18 protein-coding genes, 1 tRNA gene and 1 pseudogene are annotated in these 15595 nt (G+C 62.0%); 8 read left to right on the forward strand and 12 right to left on the reverse strand.

Annotation, left to right across the window (positions count from 1 at the left end):
- Positions 1 to 46 precede the first annotated feature (46 nt).
- Genes ACG873_RS12185 through ACG873_RS12195 form a run of 3 tightly spaced genes read right to left on the reverse strand, consistent with a single transcriptional unit; the run spans position 47 to position 1803 of the window.
- The gene (locus ACG873_RS12185) at positions 47 to 568 is read right to left on the reverse strand and encodes a CoA-binding protein (RefSeq protein ID WP_394892032.1); all 522 of its coding nucleotides are present in this window, start codon (positions 566 to 568) and stop codon (positions 47 to 49) included.
- A complete protein-coding gene (locus ACG873_RS12190) occupies positions 565 to 984 on the reverse strand; it encodes a VOC family protein (protein WP_394892034.1) in 420 nt (139 codons plus the stop codon). Before ACG873_RS12190 ends, ACG873_RS12185 begins: the two co-directional genes overlap by 4 nt.
- On the reverse strand, positions 985 to 1803 hold the full coding sequence (locus ACG873_RS12195) for an enoyl-CoA hydratase (protein WP_394892036.1): 819 nt from the start codon (positions 1801 to 1803) through the stop codon (positions 985 to 987).
- Positions 1804 to 1966: 163 nt separating this feature from the next.
- Here ACG873_RS12195 and ACG873_RS12200 point away from each other — a divergent pair, with 163 nt between their 5' ends.
- From ACG873_RS12200 to rpsI, 4 genes are all read left to right on the forward strand, one after another.
- Positions 1967 to 2416 carry a PaaI family thioesterase gene (locus ACG873_RS12200; protein WP_394892037.1) on the forward strand — a complete coding sequence of 150 codons (450 nt, stop codon included), beginning with the start codon at positions 1967 to 1969 and terminating at the stop codon, positions 2414 to 2416.
- A gap of 81 nt (positions 2417 to 2497) precedes the next feature.
- Positions 2498 to 3154, forward strand: a complete 657-nt coding sequence (locus ACG873_RS12205) for a LysE family translocator (RefSeq protein WP_394892039.1) — start codon at positions 2498 to 2500, stop codon at positions 3152 to 3154.
- Between the two features lie 252 nt (positions 3155 to 3406).
- Complete coding sequence (gene rplM / locus ACG873_RS12210; protein ID WP_394892041.1) at positions 3407 to 3871, forward strand: 50S ribosomal protein L13; 465 nt, start codon at positions 3407 to 3409, stop codon at positions 3869 to 3871.
- A gap of 1 nt (position 3872) precedes the next feature.
- Positions 3873 to 4349, forward strand: coding sequence for a 30S ribosomal protein S9 (gene rpsI, locus ACG873_RS12215; protein ID WP_394892043.1), 477 nt, complete (start codon positions 3873 to 3875; stop codon positions 4347 to 4349).
- Positions 4350 to 4428: 79 nt separating this feature from the next.
- Here rpsI and ACG873_RS12220 read toward each other — a convergent pair whose 3' ends face one another.
- Complete coding sequence (locus ACG873_RS12220) at positions 4429 to 5466, reverse strand: glycerophosphodiester phosphodiesterase family protein (RefSeq protein ID WP_394892044.1); 1038 nt, start codon at positions 5464 to 5466, stop codon at positions 4429 to 4431.
- Positions 5467 to 5647: 181 nt separating this feature from the next.
- Between ACG873_RS12220 and speB the strand changes: the two genes are divergently transcribed.
- Both speB and argC read left to right on the forward strand, forming a co-directional pair.
- Positions 5648 to 6649: an agmatinase gene (speB, locus tag ACG873_RS12225; RefSeq protein ID WP_394892045.1), complete on the forward strand. Its 1002-nt coding sequence runs from the start codon at positions 5648 to 5650 to the stop codon at positions 6647 to 6649.
- A gap of 20 nt (positions 6650 to 6669) precedes the next feature.
- Complete coding sequence (gene argC / locus ACG873_RS12230) at positions 6670 to 7608, forward strand: N-acetyl-gamma-glutamyl-phosphate reductase (protein WP_394892047.1); 939 nt, start codon at positions 6670 to 6672, stop codon at positions 7606 to 7608.
- A 39-nt stretch (positions 7609 to 7647) separates the two neighbouring features.
- Here the strand turns inward: argC and ACG873_RS12235 are convergent, their stop codons facing one another.
- The 3 genes from ACG873_RS12235 to gcl are packed head-to-tail and all read right to left on the reverse strand — an operon-like array spanning position 7648 to position 11150.
- Positions 7648 to 8532 carry a 2-hydroxy-3-oxopropionate reductase gene (locus tag ACG873_RS12235; RefSeq protein WP_394892048.1) on the reverse strand — a complete coding sequence of 295 codons (885 nt, stop codon included), beginning with the start codon at positions 8530 to 8532 and terminating at the stop codon, positions 7648 to 7650.
- Between the two features lie 19 nt (positions 8533 to 8551).
- Positions 8552 to 9352 (reverse strand): hydroxypyruvate isomerase, encoded by an 801-nt coding sequence (gene hyi / locus ACG873_RS12240; RefSeq protein ID WP_394892050.1) that lies wholly within the window; start codon positions 9350 to 9352, stop codon positions 8552 to 8554.
- 16 nt (positions 9353 to 9368) lie between these two features.
- Positions 9369 to 11150 carry a glyoxylate carboligase gene (gene gcl / locus ACG873_RS12245; RefSeq protein ID WP_394892052.1) on the reverse strand — a complete coding sequence of 594 codons (1782 nt, stop codon included), beginning with the start codon at positions 11148 to 11150 and terminating at the stop codon, positions 9369 to 9371.
- Positions 11151 to 11334: 184 nt separating this feature from the next.
- Here gcl and bhcR point away from each other — a divergent pair, with 184 nt between their 5' ends.
- Positions 11335 to 12171, forward strand: coding sequence for an HTH-type transcriptional regulator BhcR (gene bhcR / locus ACG873_RS12250; protein ID WP_394892053.1), 837 nt, complete (start codon positions 11335 to 11337; stop codon positions 12169 to 12171).
- Positions 12172 to 12232: 61 nt separating this feature from the next.
- Here bhcR and ACG873_RS12255 read toward each other — a convergent pair whose 3' ends face one another.
- Together ACG873_RS12255 and ACG873_RS12260 are read right to left on the reverse strand one after the other, a co-directional pair.
- On the reverse strand, positions 12233 to 12553 hold the full coding sequence (locus ACG873_RS12255; RefSeq protein ID WP_394892055.1) for a BA14K family protein: 321 nt from the start codon (positions 12551 to 12553) through the stop codon (positions 12233 to 12235).
- A 93-nt stretch (positions 12554 to 12646) separates the two neighbouring features.
- Complete coding sequence (locus ACG873_RS12260) at positions 12647 to 12829, reverse strand: hypothetical protein (protein WP_394892056.1); 183 nt, start codon at positions 12827 to 12829, stop codon at positions 12647 to 12649.
- A 166-nt stretch (positions 12830 to 12995) separates the two neighbouring features.
- Between ACG873_RS12260 and ACG873_RS12265 the strand changes: the two genes are divergently transcribed.
- Positions 12996 to 13071 (forward strand) — tRNA-Thr (locus ACG873_RS12265).
- Positions 13072 to 13207: 136 nt separating this feature from the next.
- Here the strand turns inward: ACG873_RS12265 and ACG873_RS12270 are convergent.
- The 3 genes and pseudogenes from ACG873_RS12270 to ACG873_RS12280 form a co-directional block, all read right to left on the reverse strand.
- Positions 13208 to 13471, reverse strand: a complete 264-nt coding sequence (locus ACG873_RS12270; RefSeq protein ID WP_394892057.1) for a tyrosine-type recombinase/integrase — start codon at positions 13469 to 13471, stop codon at positions 13208 to 13210.
- 101 nt (positions 13472 to 13572) lie between these two features.
- Positions 13573 to 14550 (reverse strand): annotated as a pseudogene (locus tag ACG873_RS12275) (transposase); the annotation flags it as partial.
- Between the two features lie 369 nt (positions 14551 to 14919).
- A complete protein-coding gene (locus ACG873_RS12280; protein ID WP_394892059.1) occupies positions 14920 to 15534 on the reverse strand; it encodes a TetR/AcrR family transcriptional regulator in 615 nt (204 codons plus the stop codon).
- Between the last annotated feature and the right edge of the window lie 61 nt (positions 15535 to 15595).

Consider the following 15595-nt stretch of genomic DNA (forward strand, 5'->3'; position numbering starts at 1 on the left):
GCCCGTGCGCAAAAGCGCGCGATCAGGGAAATGGATTTGCGCGGATCTATCGCTGGCGGACGCCAAAGCTCTGGAAACCCGAACGCATGATCGGCTTCTTCGACGACAGCACGCCGGAATTCACGCCGTTCCAGCCGATCTCGCCTGCAAGCCTCGCATATTCGATCTTCGGGCAGCGGTTCATCACCACCTTGACGCCTGCCGCCTCCGCTTTGGCTGCCGCTTCGTCGTTGCGAACGGTCAATTGCATCCAGATCACCTTCGGCAGCGGGTCGAGAGCCATCGCCTCATCGACGATCGGCGGCACGGCGCTGGACGCCCGGAAGATGTCGACCATGTCGATCTTCATCGGAATGTCGGCAAGCCGTGCATAGACCACGCGGCCAAGTATCTGCTTGCCGGCCTGCCCCGGATTGACCGGGTAAACGTCGAACCCTTTGGCAAGAAGGTATTTCAGGACGAAAAAGCTCGGCCGGACATCATTGGCCGACGCGCCGACGATGGCGATCGTCTTCACCGAGTTCAGGATGCCGGAGATGTAGGAGTTGTCGTAGGAATCGTGATTCATGCAGGGAGCGAAATACGCCCTTCCGCGTCGATCGGGAAGTCCGGATTGTGGGCCACCTCCCACAAATTGCCTTCTGTATCGGCGAAATAGCCGTACCAGCCGCCCCAGAAGGCGCGCTGCGCCGGCTTTACCACCTGTCCGCCGGCCATTTGCGCAGCCGCCAGAACCTCGTCGACTTCCGCGTCCGAGCGCGTGTTGTAGGCGAGGTAGACGCGCGAGGGCCCATCGCCGAAGCCGACGCCGGAATCCGCCTCGGCGCTTTCGCGCGGGAACAGCGACAGAATAGCGCCGCCCATCTGGAAAAAGGCCACGCCGTCCGTAATGCGGTGGCGCTTCAGGCCCATGGCTTCATAGAACCGGGTCGCGCGGTCAAGATCGTCGACGGCGATCGTGATGATCGAGATGCGCGGCTCCATCTATTCCCCCGTCCATTTCGGGTCGCGCTTGCCGATGAAGGCGCCGATGCCCTCCTCGGCGTCGCGGGCCAGCATGTTCTCGACCATCACCCGCGAGGCGTATTCATAGGCTTCCGCCAGGCCCATCTCCGCCTGAGCGTAGAATGCTTCCTTCCCGATCTTCAGGGTCAAAGGCGATTTGGACGCAATGGTTTGAGCGTATTTCGTCACAATCTGCGTCAGGTACTCGCGCGGCACCACGCGGTTGATGAGCCCGAAATCCTTCGCCGTAGACGCGTCGAACATTTCGCCGGTGAGCAACATTTCCATGGCATGCTTTGGCTTTACGCCTCGCACCAGGGCGACGCCCGGCGTCGTGCAAAATAGCCCGACATTGATGCCGTTGACGCCGAATGTGGCCTGATCGGAGGCAATGGCGAGGTCGCAGGACGCGACGAGTTGGCAGCCTGCCGCGGTGGCGATGCCGTCGACTTCGGCGACTACCGGCTTCGGATGCCGGACGATCGACTGCATCAGACGCGAGCACATGGCGAAGGTTTCCTCGAAGAACGCCTTGCCGTTGTCGGCGTCCGTTCGGCGCGTATTCATCTCCTTCAAATCATGGCCGGCGCAGAAAACCTTGCCCGAGGCGGCAAGCACGATGACGCGCACCGCCTTGTCATCGCGTGCCCGGTCGAGTTCCGCCTGCAGCGATTCCATGGCTGCGATCGAGAGCGCATTGGCCGGTGGGCGCGCCAGTGTGACGTGCAGGATGCCGTTCTCCAGCACCGAGAAAACCGGCCCTTCCGGGGCGCGCTTGATCGCGAGAATTTCCGCCATGTCGATCCTCTAATGTTTCTCTGGAGCAACGGAAACCGCTCCTCAGGCTCGAATAAATATCATCCGCCGGGTTGATGAACAGGGGCAGCGTGTGTTTTCTGGCTTCCGTTTACGCGAACGGAAGCGGCGCTACCGCCCGCATCGATGCCGACGGAGACGGAAAATGCCGGTTCAAGCAGGCCTGATGCCGATAATGACGGCCGGCGAGGTCAACGAGCTCCTGAAATCGGTCTATCCACAACTGAACGACAAGTTTCCCTTTTACGAGACGGTCGATGTCTTCCCCGGCGGCTGCACGGTGCGGCTCAATGCCGACGAGCGGCACCTGCGCCCCGGCGGCACGGTTTCGGGCCCGTCGCTGTTCACGCTTGCCGACATAGGCGGCTATGTTTGCGTGCTCTCGCATGCCGGACCCGACGCGTTGTCGGTGACGACCAACCTCAACATCAACTTCGTGCGCAAGGCTGAGGCCGGACCGATCGACGGCCATTGCCGCATCCTGAAGCTCGGCAAGAGCCTGATGGTGTTCGAAATAGAGATCGTCGCGGGTCCGGACGGCCAGACGGTGGCGCACGCAACGGGAACCTACTCGATCCCACCGAAGCGCGGTTGAATCGCAGGCAGTCGCTGTCGGCTTAGGAGGAACGATAAGCGGGGAGCACCGTTGGGTCGGCGAGCCATCCGGTCCCAGCAGATGCCTGATCCAGTAACCTACGCAGCGTTCCTCGGAGCCGTCCTTGCCTATCAGCTTTCCGGGATAGGTCCCGACATGATGCTGGTCATTGGCCGGGGGGTCGCTCAGGGTTGGCGGGTCGCTCTGGCGACCGCGGTCGGATGCGTCGCCGCGGGGTTCATTCAGATACCGCTGCTTGCGCTGGGACTTGTCTCGCTTATCAGTTCCTCGCCGGCGCTTTATGCTTTGCTCCAACTTCTGGGCGCCGGGTATCTCATCTATGTCGGGCTGAAATTTCTGTTTGCCGGGAAAAAATATTTCGGCTTCGCCGGGACGGGCGAGGCGTCGAAGCCGAGCCTCACGGGCGCGTTTCGACAAGGCGTTATCTGCAATTTGACGAACCCGACCGTGCTGGCGTTCATGCTCGCCATTCTCCCGCAATTCGTCCACCTTTCGTCCGGTCCTGCGGCGATGCAGTTCCTGATACTGGGCGCGACGATGAAACTAAGCGGCCTCGTGATGCTCGGCTCCGTGGCGCTCGCATCGGGCGCCGTTGGAGGCTGGCTTATGCGCAACCGGTCATTCCAGCTGTGGCAACAACGCTTTGCCGGCGCGGTAATGATCGGCCTGGGACTTCAATTGTTGCTGTCAGGCAATCCTCGGGCCGACATGCGCTGAACCGCATCCCGGCCTCGATTTTGTATGTGGTATTGAAATACCATTGATCTATGGCGCTGTTTTAGCTAGATTATTCCAGCGCACACACCTTGGCTTTGTCTTGACGCAACTCTCGCCCTCCCTTATAAGCCACTCTAAAGCAGCGGCCATACCGGCCGCCGTTTTATTTTTGGCGGACCGGAAAGCTGGCCTGCCAATCCAAGCAACAAGAAACGCCTTCCCCCGGGAAGGTCCTGAAGAAAGCAAATCTCCATGAAAACCTTTTCGCAGAAGCCTGCGGACGTGGTGAAGAAGTGGGTGCTGATCGACGCCGAGGGTCTCGTCGTCGGCCGTCTCGCCACCGTCGTCGCCAACCGTCTCCGCGGCAAGCACAAGCCCTCCTTCACGCCCCATGTCGATGACGGCGACAACGTCATCATCATCAACGCAGACAAGGTCGTGTTTACCGGTAAGAAATTCACCGACAAGGTGTACTACTGGCATACCGGCCACCCCGGCGGCATCAAGGAGCGCACCGCGCGCCAGCTGCTCGAGGGCCGCTTCCCCGAGCGCGTGCTTGAAAAGGCCGTGGAACGCATGATCCCGCGTGGCCCGCTCGGCCGTCGCCAGATGAAGAATCTCCGCGTCTATGCCGGCGCCGACCATCCTCACGTCGCCCAGCAGCCCGAGACGCTCGACGTCGCCGCGCTGAACGGCAAGAACAAGAAGGTTTCCTGATATGGCCGATTTGAACTCGCTCGCCGATCTCGGCACGGTGGCCCCGACCGCGCAGCCCGCTGCACCTGTCTATGTCCAGAAGCTGGACAAGCAGGGCCGCGCCTACGCCACCGGAAAGCGCAAGGACGCCATCGCCCGCGTCTGGGTCAAGCCCGGCTCCGGCAAGATCGTCGTCAACGACAAGGAATTCGCCGCCTATTTCGCGCGTCCGGTGCTGCAGATGATCCTGAAGCAGCCGATCGTCGCCGCCAGCCGCGAAGGCCAGTTCGACATCATAGCAACCGTTGTCGGCGGCGGCCTGTCGGGCCAGGCCGGCGCAGTGCGTCACGGCATCTCCAAGGCGCTGACCTATTACGAGCCCGGCCTGCGCGGCGTGCTCAAGAAGGGCGGCTTCCTGACCCGCGACAGCCGCACCGTCGAGCGCAAGAAGTACGGCAAGGCAAAGGCCCGCCGCAGCTTCCAGTTCTCGAAGCGCTGATTTCAGGACGTTTGGCCCGATTGCACCACCGAAAAGCCGCCTCCGGGCGGCTTTTTCCTTATGCACCAAACATCTGCAATCAATTGATGCTGGCGGTGCCGGCTGGCTCGGGCTGCTCGGCATAGGGAACACGGTAGCCGTTCTTCTCCAGCCATTCGATGGCGGCTTTGGGTTCATCGGTCTGGATGATCGTCGCTCCCTGCTCGGCCCAGAAGCCGAACGTCTCCTGCGGATAGTTCGCCTGCACCAGTTCGTCGCCGCGACCGCCGGCAAGATACCCGCCGGGCTTGTTGACGATGGTGAAGGTGTTGACCCACAAATGCCAGTCACCGCGCGCCGAAACGGCCCGGCTGCGGGCGCCGAATAGCGCGCCGCCATTCAAGGTCATGCCCCGGCTCTCGTCGCGCCAGGCGATCATTTCGACCACATCGGCCGAAAATGTCCGGCCCACCTTTTCGATGAAACGCACATCGTCGACCGCATCGTCGGCGATGATCGGCATGAAGCGGACGCCGGGGCCGATCGCGGCCATGGCCTCCGTCATCGCGCCGAGCTTTTCGGAATTCCAGAGGTTCTGCTTGATGATGACCTGGTCGGCCATGTCCATCTCGCGGGCAATTGCCGCGACGCCGGCAAGATCCTCGACCTCCATCTTGTTGTCGATGTTGACCATCACGCGGTCGCGGGTGACGGCGAACATGTCGCGCAGCGCCGGCACGCTTTCGGCCGTGACCTCGCCGGTTCCTTCCACCACCAGCCGGCAGTCCTTCAACTCGGCCAAGGTCCTTTCGACCGCCCTGCCCTTGCAGGTCGTGGTCCGGTCGAGCCAGCTGTCGTGCAGGACGATGTATTCGCCGTCCTTCGATTTTTGGACATCGAGTTCAACGATCTCGAAGCCGAGTTCGATCGAGCGCCTGACGCCGGCCATCGAGTTTTCGGCGTTGCGGATTCTGCCGCCTTCCTTCCAGCCGCCTCGGTGGGCGACGATCATCACATGGTCGCGCCACTGGTTGGCGTTTTCGAGCCGGTCCAAAATCTGCCGCATCCGCGAATCTTGCGCGGCGGCAGGAACAGCGAGTAGCCCGATAATGATCGCGCTCAGGGAAATGATGCGCATGCAAATCGCTCCGTGGCCGAGTAGCTGCGCGACGCATTAACGGCCGGTCATGACAGGCAAATGAATTTGGAAAAACCCCGCCGAACCGGACGGTCCGGCGGCGCCGGCCGCTTTTTTGTTGCACCTGCGTCGTATCCGGCCAATACCTTGCCCTCCGCAAAACAGAGGGGAACCCCGCACGATGCCAGCCAGCTCCATCGATCACGCCTTCACCGCGCGCAGCAATACAGGCGCAGCCGGCGATCCGACCTATGCCGGCGCGCTGTCCTTCATGCGCCGCCGTTATACGAAAAACGTGAAGGGCGCGGACGTCGTGATTTGGGGCATTCCTTTCGACGCCGCGGTGACCAACAGGCCCGGCGCGCGCTTCGGTCCGCAGGCTATCCGCCGCGCTTCGGCGATCTTCGACAACGATCCGCAATATCCCTTCCACCTCGACCTGTTCGACAAGCTCGGCGTCGTCGACTACGGCGATTGCCTGCTGGATAACGGCAACCACCAGAAGACGCCGAAGACGATCGAGCGCGAGGCCGCAAGACTGATCTCTTCGGGCGCCTTCCTGCTGACGCTTGGTGGCGATCATTTCGTCACCTGGCCGCTGCTCAAGGCGCATGCGGCGGTGCACGGACCGCTGGCGCTGGTGCAGTTCGACGCCCATCAGGATACCTGGTTCGACGACGGCAAGCGTATCGACCACGGCTCGTTCGTCGCCCGCGCGGTTCGCGAAGGCATCGTCGATCCCGACCGCTCGATCCAGATCGGCGTGCGCACCCATGCGCCCGATGCGTTCGGGATAAAGATCCTGCACGGCTACGAGGTCGAGGAAATGCGCGCGGCCGACATCGCCTACGCCATCGCCGAACGCACCGGCGGCCGGAAGACCTATGTGACCTTCGACATAGACTGTCTCGACCCTGCCTATGCGCCCGGCACCGGCACGCCCGTCGCCGGCGGCCCATCCTCGGCCAAGATACTTTCGGTGCTTCGGCAGATGACGCAGATCGACATTGTCGGCGCCGATATCGTAGAGGTTGCGCCCGCCTACGACCATGCCGATATTACGGCGATCGCCGGGGCATCGGTGGCGCTGCACTATATCGGGCTGCTGGCGGAGCGTAAGGCGAGGCTCGAGGCGCTGAACAACAACGGTATTACTGCGCTGAACCAGGGCAGCGGTATATAGATTCGGACGGGACGGCAGGCATGAAACCAAAGATATTCATCGACGGCGAGCACGGCACGACCGGGCTGCAGATCCGCACCCGCCTCGCCCGGCGCGCCGACCTGGACGTTCTGTCGATTCCCGAGGCCGAGCGGCGCAACATGGACATGCGCGCCGATTTCCTGAAATCGGCCGACGTCGCCATCCTCTGTCTGCCGGACGATGCTTCGAGGGAGGCGGTCGGCATCCTTGAGGGAAAAAATTCAACCCGCATCATTGACACATCGACGGCATTCCGCGTCCATCCCGACTGGGCCTACGGCTTTGCCGAACTGGATTCCGAACAGCGCGACAAGATCGCCGAGGCGCGGCTGGTCGCCAATCCCGGCTGCTATCCGACCGGCGCGATCGCACTGATCCGCCCGCTGGTGGCTGCAGGCATCCTGTCCGCCGATCATCCGGTCACGGTCAACGCCGTCTCCGGCTATACGGGCGGCGGCAAGCAGATGATTGCGCAGATGGAGGACGCCGCGCGCGAGGACCATATCTCCGCGCCGCATTTCCTCTACGGTCTCACTCTGCAGCACAAGCACGTGCCCGAAATGCAGAAGCACGGGTTGCTCGAACGCCGGCCGATCTTTTCGCCGAGCGTCGGCCGCTTCGCACAGGGCATGATCGTGCAGGTTCCGCTGCATTTGTCGGACCTCAACGGCACGTCCTCGCTGGGCGAGATCCACGCGACGCTGGAGGCGCACTACGCCGGCCAGGACGTTGTTCAGGTCGTGCCTCTGGCGGAAAGCGCAAAGCTCGCCCGCCTCGATCCGACTGAGCTCAACGACACCGACCTGATGAAGCTCTATGTCTTCGGCACCGAGGGCCAGGGGCAGGTCAATCTGGTCGCGCTGCTCGACAATCTCGGCAAGGGCGCGTCAGGCGCCGCGGTCCAGAACATGGATATCATGCTGGGATTGAAGCACTAGGCGGGCGTCCTTCGAGGCTCGCTACAACTGCGCCAGTAATCATGCCACAGCATGGCCGGCCAGCAACTCCAGCGCCTTGACCAGGCCGGAGTGATCGTCCTTCGCCCCGCCATTCGCGGCGCAGGCGGAAAAGAGCTGCTGCGTGTTCGAGGTGTTGGGCAGTGCAACGCCCAGTGATTTCGCGCCCTCCAGTGCGAGATTGAGATCCTTCTGGTGCAGTTCGATGCGGAATCCGGGCGCGAAGGTGCGCTTGATCATGCGCTCGCCATGCACTTCCAGGATGCGGGAATTTGCCAGCCCGCCCATCAGCGCCTGCCGCACTTTTGCCGGATCGGCGCCTGCTTTCGACGCGAACACCAGCGCCTCGGCCACCGCCTCGATGGTCAGCGCCACAACGATCTGGTTGGCGACCTTGGTGGTCTGGCCGACGCCGTTTGCCCCGACCAGCGTGATATTCTTGCCCATCTTCTCGAAGACTGGCCTCGCCCGCTCGAATGCCCGCTCCTCGCCGCCGACCATGATGGTCAGCGACGCGGCCTTGGCGCCGACCTCGCCGCCCGATACCGGCGCATCGAGGTAGTCGCAGCCGAGCGCGTTGATTTTCTTGGCGAATTCCTTCGTCTCGATCGGCGAAATCGAGCTCATATCGATGACCAGCTTGTTCCGTGACAGGCCGTCGGCGACACCCTTCTCGCCGAACAGAACCTCGGCGACCTGCGGCGTGTCCGGCACCATCGTGATGACGATGTCGACCACGCGCGCCACCGCATCATGACCGGAAACGGCCTTCAGCCCCTTAGCAATCAAGTCCGCCGGCGGTTTTCTGCGATGGTCGCTTGCGACCACCTCATAACCCGCGTCCAGCAGATGCCCCGCCATCGGAGCGCCCATAATGCCAAGGCCGATGAAGCCGATCTTTTCCATTATTCTCGTCCTAAGCCTTTCACGCGGCTGCGTTTTCAGCGGTTTTGATGGCTTCCCGAAGCCATCCCAGCCCCGCCTCGGTGCTGGCCTTCGGCGTGTATTCCGCGCCCACCCAGCCGGCATAGCCGATGCGGTCGAGATGCTCGTAAAGGAACGGATAGTTGATCTCGCCCGTCCCCGGCTCGTGACGGCCGGGATTGTCCGCAAGCTGGATATGCGCGATGCGGCCGAGGTTTGCCTCGATGGTAGGGGCGAGATCCCCCTCCATGATTTGCATGTGGTAGATATCGTATTGCAGGAAAATATTCCCTGAGCCGACGCGGTCCATGACTGCCAATGCCTGGCTCGAACTGTTCAGGAAAAATCCCGGAATGTCGCGCGTGTTGATCGGCTCGATTAGCAGCTTTATGCCTTCCTTTTCAAGCTTCTCCGCTGCAAATTTCAGGTTTTCAACGAAGGTGCTTTCAAGCGCGTCGCGTCCTACGCCTTCCGGGGCTATCCCAGCCAGGCAATTGACCTGTCCGCAGCCGAGCGCCTTGGCGTAGGCGATCGCCGTGTCCACGCCCCTGCGGAACTCGTCGGTGCGGTCGGGGAAGATGGCGATGCCGCGCTCGCCTTTGCCCCAATCGCCGGGCGGAAGGTTGAACAGCACTTGGCTAAGCCCGTTCTTCTTCAGCCGTGCGGCAATCACTTCCCGCTCGTGATCGTATGGCCCGACATATTCGACGCCCTTGAAGCCTGCGCGTGCGGCAGCATCGAAGCGTTCGAGGAAATCATGCTCGCCAAAGAGCATTGAGAGGTTGGCTGAAAATCGCGGCATTCTTCTTCCCCTGAAATCAGTCGAGCAGCGCGATGGCTGTCGGCGCGTCTTCATTGCGCTCGGCAAGCTCTTCGAATTCAACGATATTGTCGATTTCCATGCCCATGGAAATGTTGGTGATGCGTTCGAGGATGAACTCGACCACCACCGGAACCTGGTGCTCCTTCACCAACCTTTCAGCCTCCGCAAATGCTGCCGCGCAATCTTCCGGCCGCTTCACGCGGATCGCCTTGCAGCCCATGGCTTCGGCGACGGCGACATGGTCGACGCCGTAGCCGGCCTCGGGGTCGCCCGCCCGGTTGATGTTTTCGAAGGCCAGGCTGACCTCGAAATCCATCGAGAACCCGCGCTGCGCCTGGCGGATCAGCCCGAGATAGGCATTGTTCACGACGACGTGGATGTAAGGCAGCCTGTGCTGCGCGCCGACGGCCAACTCCTCGATCATGAACTGGAAATCGTAATCGCCCGACAGCGCGACGATCATGCGGTCGGGATCCGCGGCGCGCACGCCGAGCGCCGCCGGCAGCGTCCAACCCAGCGGGCCGGCCTGGCCGCAATTGATCCAGTTGCGCGGCTTGAACACATGCAGGAACTGCGCCCCGGCGATCTGGCTAAGGCCGATCGTGGTGACGTAGCAGGTGTCGCGTCCGAAAGCCCTCGTCATCTCCTCATAGACGCGCTGCGGTTTCAGCGGCGTCTGGTCGAAATGCGTCTTGCGCTTCATGGTCTTCTTGCGCTGCTGGCACTCTCTCGCCCAGTCGCTCCAGTCGCGCAGCTTGCCCGCGGTTTTCCACTCGGTGGCGACGTCGAGCAGCATCTTCAGCGCTGCCCCGGCATCGGAGACGACGCCGAGATCCGGCGCGAAGACGCGGCCGATCTGCGTCGGTTCGATGTCGATGTGCACGAATTTGCGGCCGGCCGTGTAGGTCGCGACCGAGCCGGTGTGACGGTTGGCCCAGCGATTGCCGATGCCGAGCACGAAGTCTGAGGCGAGCATGGTGGCGTTGCCGTAGCGGTGTGATGTCTGCAAACCGCACATGCCAGCCATCAGGCGGTGGTCGTCGGGGATCGCGCCCCACCCCATCAGCGTCGGAATGACCGGCACGCCGGTGATTTCCGCGAATTCAATCAGCAGATCGGATGCGTCGGCATTGATGACACCGCCGCCGGCGACGATCAGCGGCTTCTCCGCCGCGTTCAGCATGGCAAGCGTCTTTTCCGCCTGGAGCCGCGACATTGCAGGCTTGTGGACGGCCAGCGGCTCGTATGCGTCGATGTCGAACTCGATCTCGGCAAGCTGGACGTCGACCGGCAGGTCGATCAGCACCGGCCCCGGCCGCCCGGAGCGCATCAGGAAGAACGCCTTCTGCAGCGCCATTGGCACCAGGTATGGCTCCATGACCGTCACCGCCCATTTGACGACGGGCGCAGCGATCGCGGCAATGTCGACGGCCTGGAAATCCTCCTTGTTCAGCCGGGCACGCGGCGCCTGGCCGGTGACGCACAGGATCGGAATGGAATCGGCGGCGGCCGAATAAAGCCCGGTGATCATGTCGGTGCCGGCCGGCCCGGAGGTGCCGACACACAGGCCGATATTGCCGGCCTTGGCGCGGGTAAAGCCTTCGGCCATATGAGAAGCGCCCTCGACATGGCGCGCCAGGATGTGGCGGACCGTGCCGCGCGCCTTCATCGCCGAATAGAACGGGTTGATCGCTGCACCCGGGACGCCGAACGCGCAGGAAATTCCTTCCTTTTCGAGAACGAGAACCGCCGCATCGACGGCGCGCATCCTGGCCATTTTCGTGGCTCCTCACCTGAAATCCGGTCCTGCCCAGAATGCCCGCAACGGGCTAGGAATTCAATTTTTTCAGAATATTTTTTCATTTTCAAGATAAGGCGCTTTGACGCTGATTTTTCAGCGTTTTCGGTTTTTCAAATTTTCCACTATTCCAAACTGTGAAATATTTTTTTATGTTCCACCTATGGACGCTACCGAAAAACGCCAGCGCGGTCGGCCCCGCGCCTTCGGCCCTTCTCTGGACGCCGGCCCGGTCCAGTCGCTCGACCGCGCGCTGCGTATATTGGCCATCGTCGCCGAAGGCAGCGGCCTATCGCTGAGCGAGATCGCGGCCAGATCCGCCCTCGCCGCCTCGACCGCCTATCGCATGCTGACCACGCTGGAGGCGCATGGCATGGTCGAGTTCGATCGCACCGATCAGCTCTGGTCGATCGGGGTGGAGACCTACCGCATGGGCTCGGCCTTCCTGCGCCGGCGCAAGCTGGTCGACCGCGCACGGGTGGTGATGCAGGATCTGATGGAAAAGACCGGCGAAACCGCCAATCTCGGCGTCGCCGAGGATGACTGCGTGGTGTTTGTCAGCCAGGTCGAGACGCATCAGGCGATCCGCGCCTTCTTCCGGCCGGGCACGCGCAGCTCGTTCCACGCTTCTGGGATCGGCAAGGCGGTTCTGGCGCATCTGCCGCAGGACCGGGTCGCCGCGATCATTCGAAAGACCGGCCTCGAAGGTTTTACCCAAAAGACTCTTTCCAGTCCGGCGGCGCTGGCGCGCGATCTTGCCGAAATCAGGGAGCGCGGCTGGTCGGTCGACGACGAGGAGCGGCACCCCGGCATGCGATGCGTCGCCGCCGCGATCTTCAACGAGTTCGGTGAGCCGATCGGTGGCGTGTCGGTATCGGGACCGACGGTGCAGATCACGGCTGAGCGCCTCGCCGCGGTCGGTCCGCTGGTGCGCGACGCGGCGGCCGAAATCACCGGCATGATCGGCGGCTTCGCACTGAAGGATTCACCTTCCCCCTGAATGCCGAGAAGGGCGGCTGACGCCGCCCCTTCGGCTTGTCTGGTTCGATCGTGTCCTCCTCTTACAGTCGACAATAGTGATAGTGGCCATCGAACCCGCGATAGGTGTCGGTGCGGTGGTCATAACTGCGAAACCGGGCGTAGCAGCGGGCGACATGGGCCTCCCAGGAACTGGCCGGCTGATATCCGCCGAAATAATGTCCATGATAAGCCGGCTGCGAACCGGCGATGGTAGCGCCGACGATGAAGCCGCCTATGCCAGCGATCGCCGCCGCCTCGCCGGGCGAAAGGCTTCCGGCCGATGACTGCTGGGTGGCTCCAAGAACGGCGCTGATAGCGATGACGGCGGCGGCACCGGAAACGAGAATGCGCTTGAACGACATGACGGTCTCCTTGATCCAATGGCCGAGGCGTCCATCCGCCTCACGCCAGTCAGTCGGGTCGACCGGGAAAAAGGTTCAGTCGTTCTTTCATTTTTAGGAGAGCAATTCGGCGAGGCTGCCCATGCCGGTCACGTGGCGCAGGTAGAACGCCAGCGCGATGAAACCGATGGCGAAGACGATGCCGTTCCAGTCAAGCGGGCGCTTCCTGTCGAAAAGCTTCAGGAGCAGAAACCAGACCAAAGCCACGAACAGAGCGACGACGACCAATCTCAGCATTGGCTGCCTCCTGGGAACCGGTGTTCACTCGCATTTGATATGGTGGCCATCGGGCGGATTTGTAGTCGGCACAGCCGCTTTCAACGGCCAAACGGCAGTCCGCACCGGATTCCGGTCGCGACTTTGGTCTTTACTGGCGCGGCAGATATGATAACCGAAGCCCCGCGCCCTTGTAGCTCAGCTGGTAGAGCAGCGGTTTTGTAAACCGAAGGTCGGCGGTTCGATTCCGTCCGGGGGCACCAAAACGCTCCAGACAAACCATTGAAAACGCTGCGCAAATCGCTGCGTTTCGCGTAAGTTGCAGCGTTTCTCTTCAATCGCTCCAGTTGAAACCCGTGGCCAAATTGCAGTTCCCGTGGCCACGCCGTGGCCACGGATTCACGAATCGTTCCGCCGGGAAAAGATGTCGCCGAGCAAGTTTCCGGCTTCCACATCCCTGACTTCGTCGCCGTGCAGATAAATATCCGCCGTGGTCGAAACCCTGCTATGACCCATCCGCCTCGACACGGTGACGATGTCAGTGCTGCGCACCAGATGGCTTCCCATCGTGTGACGGAAAACATGTGTCCCTCGCCGAACGCCCTGAACCCCTGCCCTGTCCAGTAGCAGCCTTATCCGCGACGTTGCCGTGTCCGGCTTCATCGGCAGGCCGCTTGGCTCCGGCAAGTAAAGCAGCGGCGAGCGGGTTTAACCGGCTCCGAAGGCAACCGCCTGCTCAAGGACGAAAAGCTTGTGCCGTGCGAACGTTTGCCACCCGGGCAGGTGTATTCGTTCACGTCCGGGTCGAACATGAAGTCGGCGCGCGAGAAAGTGCCGTCCGTGCGGTTGGACTTATCGAACACCGGGATATGCGGCGCGATCTCCCGTTCCTTGACCAACCAGGCGAGGTTCGCTGCCGATCCGTAGGCGCTGTCGGCGGCCAGGTACGCTGGCTTCAGGCCGAAGCGGTCCTCGGTCCTGTCAATCATGGTGCGCGCCGCTCCCACTTCTGCCTGCCGGATAGCGCGGGTGGCTTCTACGTCCAGGATGACGCCATGGTCGGTATCGATCAGATAGTTGGTCGCGTAGGCAAAGAAGGCATGACCCTTGTGCGCTCCGGTCCACTGTGCCGCTGGATCGGAAGGTGAGATGAACTTCGGCGTGACCTCACTTGCCGCCCCGAAAGCGGCATCATCCAGGGTTACGAGATACTCGCGCACCGCTCGACCGGCACCAAGATTGTCGCTGCGCCACTCGTTGCCCGGGATGGAGCGCTGTTTGTTGGCATCGGCCGCGATGAGGCTGGCGTCCACCGCGAACCCTTCGCCGCCGACCAAGCCTTCGCTCAAGCAGCGTTCCACGACTGTTTCGAAGAGGTGCCGCAGGATGTCGCTCTGTCGGAACCGGCCATGACGGTTGCGCGAGAAGGTCGAGTGGTCAGCGACCTTGCCGTCCAGCCCCAAACGGCAGAACCATCGATAGGCGAGGTTGAGGTGAACCTCCTCGCAGAGCCGTCGCTCGGACCGAATGCCCATACAATATCCGATGAGCAGCATCCGCATCATCAGTTCGGGGTCGATCGAGGGACGGCCGATGGTGCTGTAGAACGGCTTCAGCTCCGTGCGGACGCTTTCCAGATCAACGAACTGGTCGATCCTTCGAAGGAGGTGGTCATCAGGGACATGATCGTCGAGACAAAAATCGTAGAACAGCTGCGCCGGTGCCACCTGCCATCCCATCATCGTCCCGTTCCCTCCCGAATCAACAGGTGGATGGAATCACGGCACCGCCAGCCGATCAACGCCGACTAAATCAACACAATCCGCCAATTGCGGTCATTCGTAGCCCTCCTCCAAACCTGACGTTCGCGCGGCTGCTGGCGAACCTGACCCGACTATCGGAGGGTATGGCCGCCCGGATCCGCCTGGTCAGAGCATATGAACGAGGTAGGGTTTTGCCATCTCTTCCTGCACATAGGTTATCCCTGTTCGGCCAGCGCCGTGTGCAACGTTTTCGCCGCGATTTTGAAGATGAGTTGGCCTTCGACGCAAAACCTTGTGTTCGCGCGCCCTTCCCCGGAACCACAGTGCCTGCATAAGGCACGCTGCGCCTTAGGCCGACTTGCCGAGAGCTTTCAGGATAAAGCAGATCTGCTCGCGCAGGGCCGCTTCGGTGTCTTCGCCGTGTTGAACGCAGTGCTCGATCAGAATCGGGTGGAAGAACAACGTGAACGCGGTGTTGACCGCACGCGCCGCCCCCGCGGGATCTTCGACCTTGAATTCGCCCGCTTCGATGCCCTCGCGGATGATCGCCTCGAAGATCGTCACCATCCGCTCGAGATGCGCCTTGATGATCGCCCAGTTCTCCTGCAAGGCGGCGACAATCATGTCGTGCATGCGCTTTTCCTTGACCAGTGTCATTTTGTTGTGGTCGTGAACGGCGGTCAGGAGCCGGTCGAGTTTCTCCGAGGCCGGCGCGTTCGTGCGAGCGATCGCAAAGGCGATCTCAGCGACCTCATTCACGACCCGCCCGCATATGGCCTCGTTGATCGCGTCCCTGGAGAGGAAGAAGCGGTAGACGTTCGCCGGGCTCATGCCCAGTTCGGAGGCGATGTCGGCCACCGACGTCTTATGGTAGCCGATGCGGCGAAAGTGCTCCTCCGCCACCTCCAGGATGCGCGCGCGCACCTTGTCGGGATCAGTTCGCGTTCGAACCGGACGATTCATGGATATCTCCAGAACTGATGAATCGCATCTGCCAGGCTCGCCCTGAACGATCATCTGCAGG

The sequence above is a fragment of the Allomesorhizobium aridi genome (genome assembly GCF_043769475.1).
In the GTDB taxonomy this organism is placed as follows: domain Bacteria; phylum Pseudomonadota; class Alphaproteobacteria; order Rhizobiales; family Rhizobiaceae; genus Allomesorhizobium.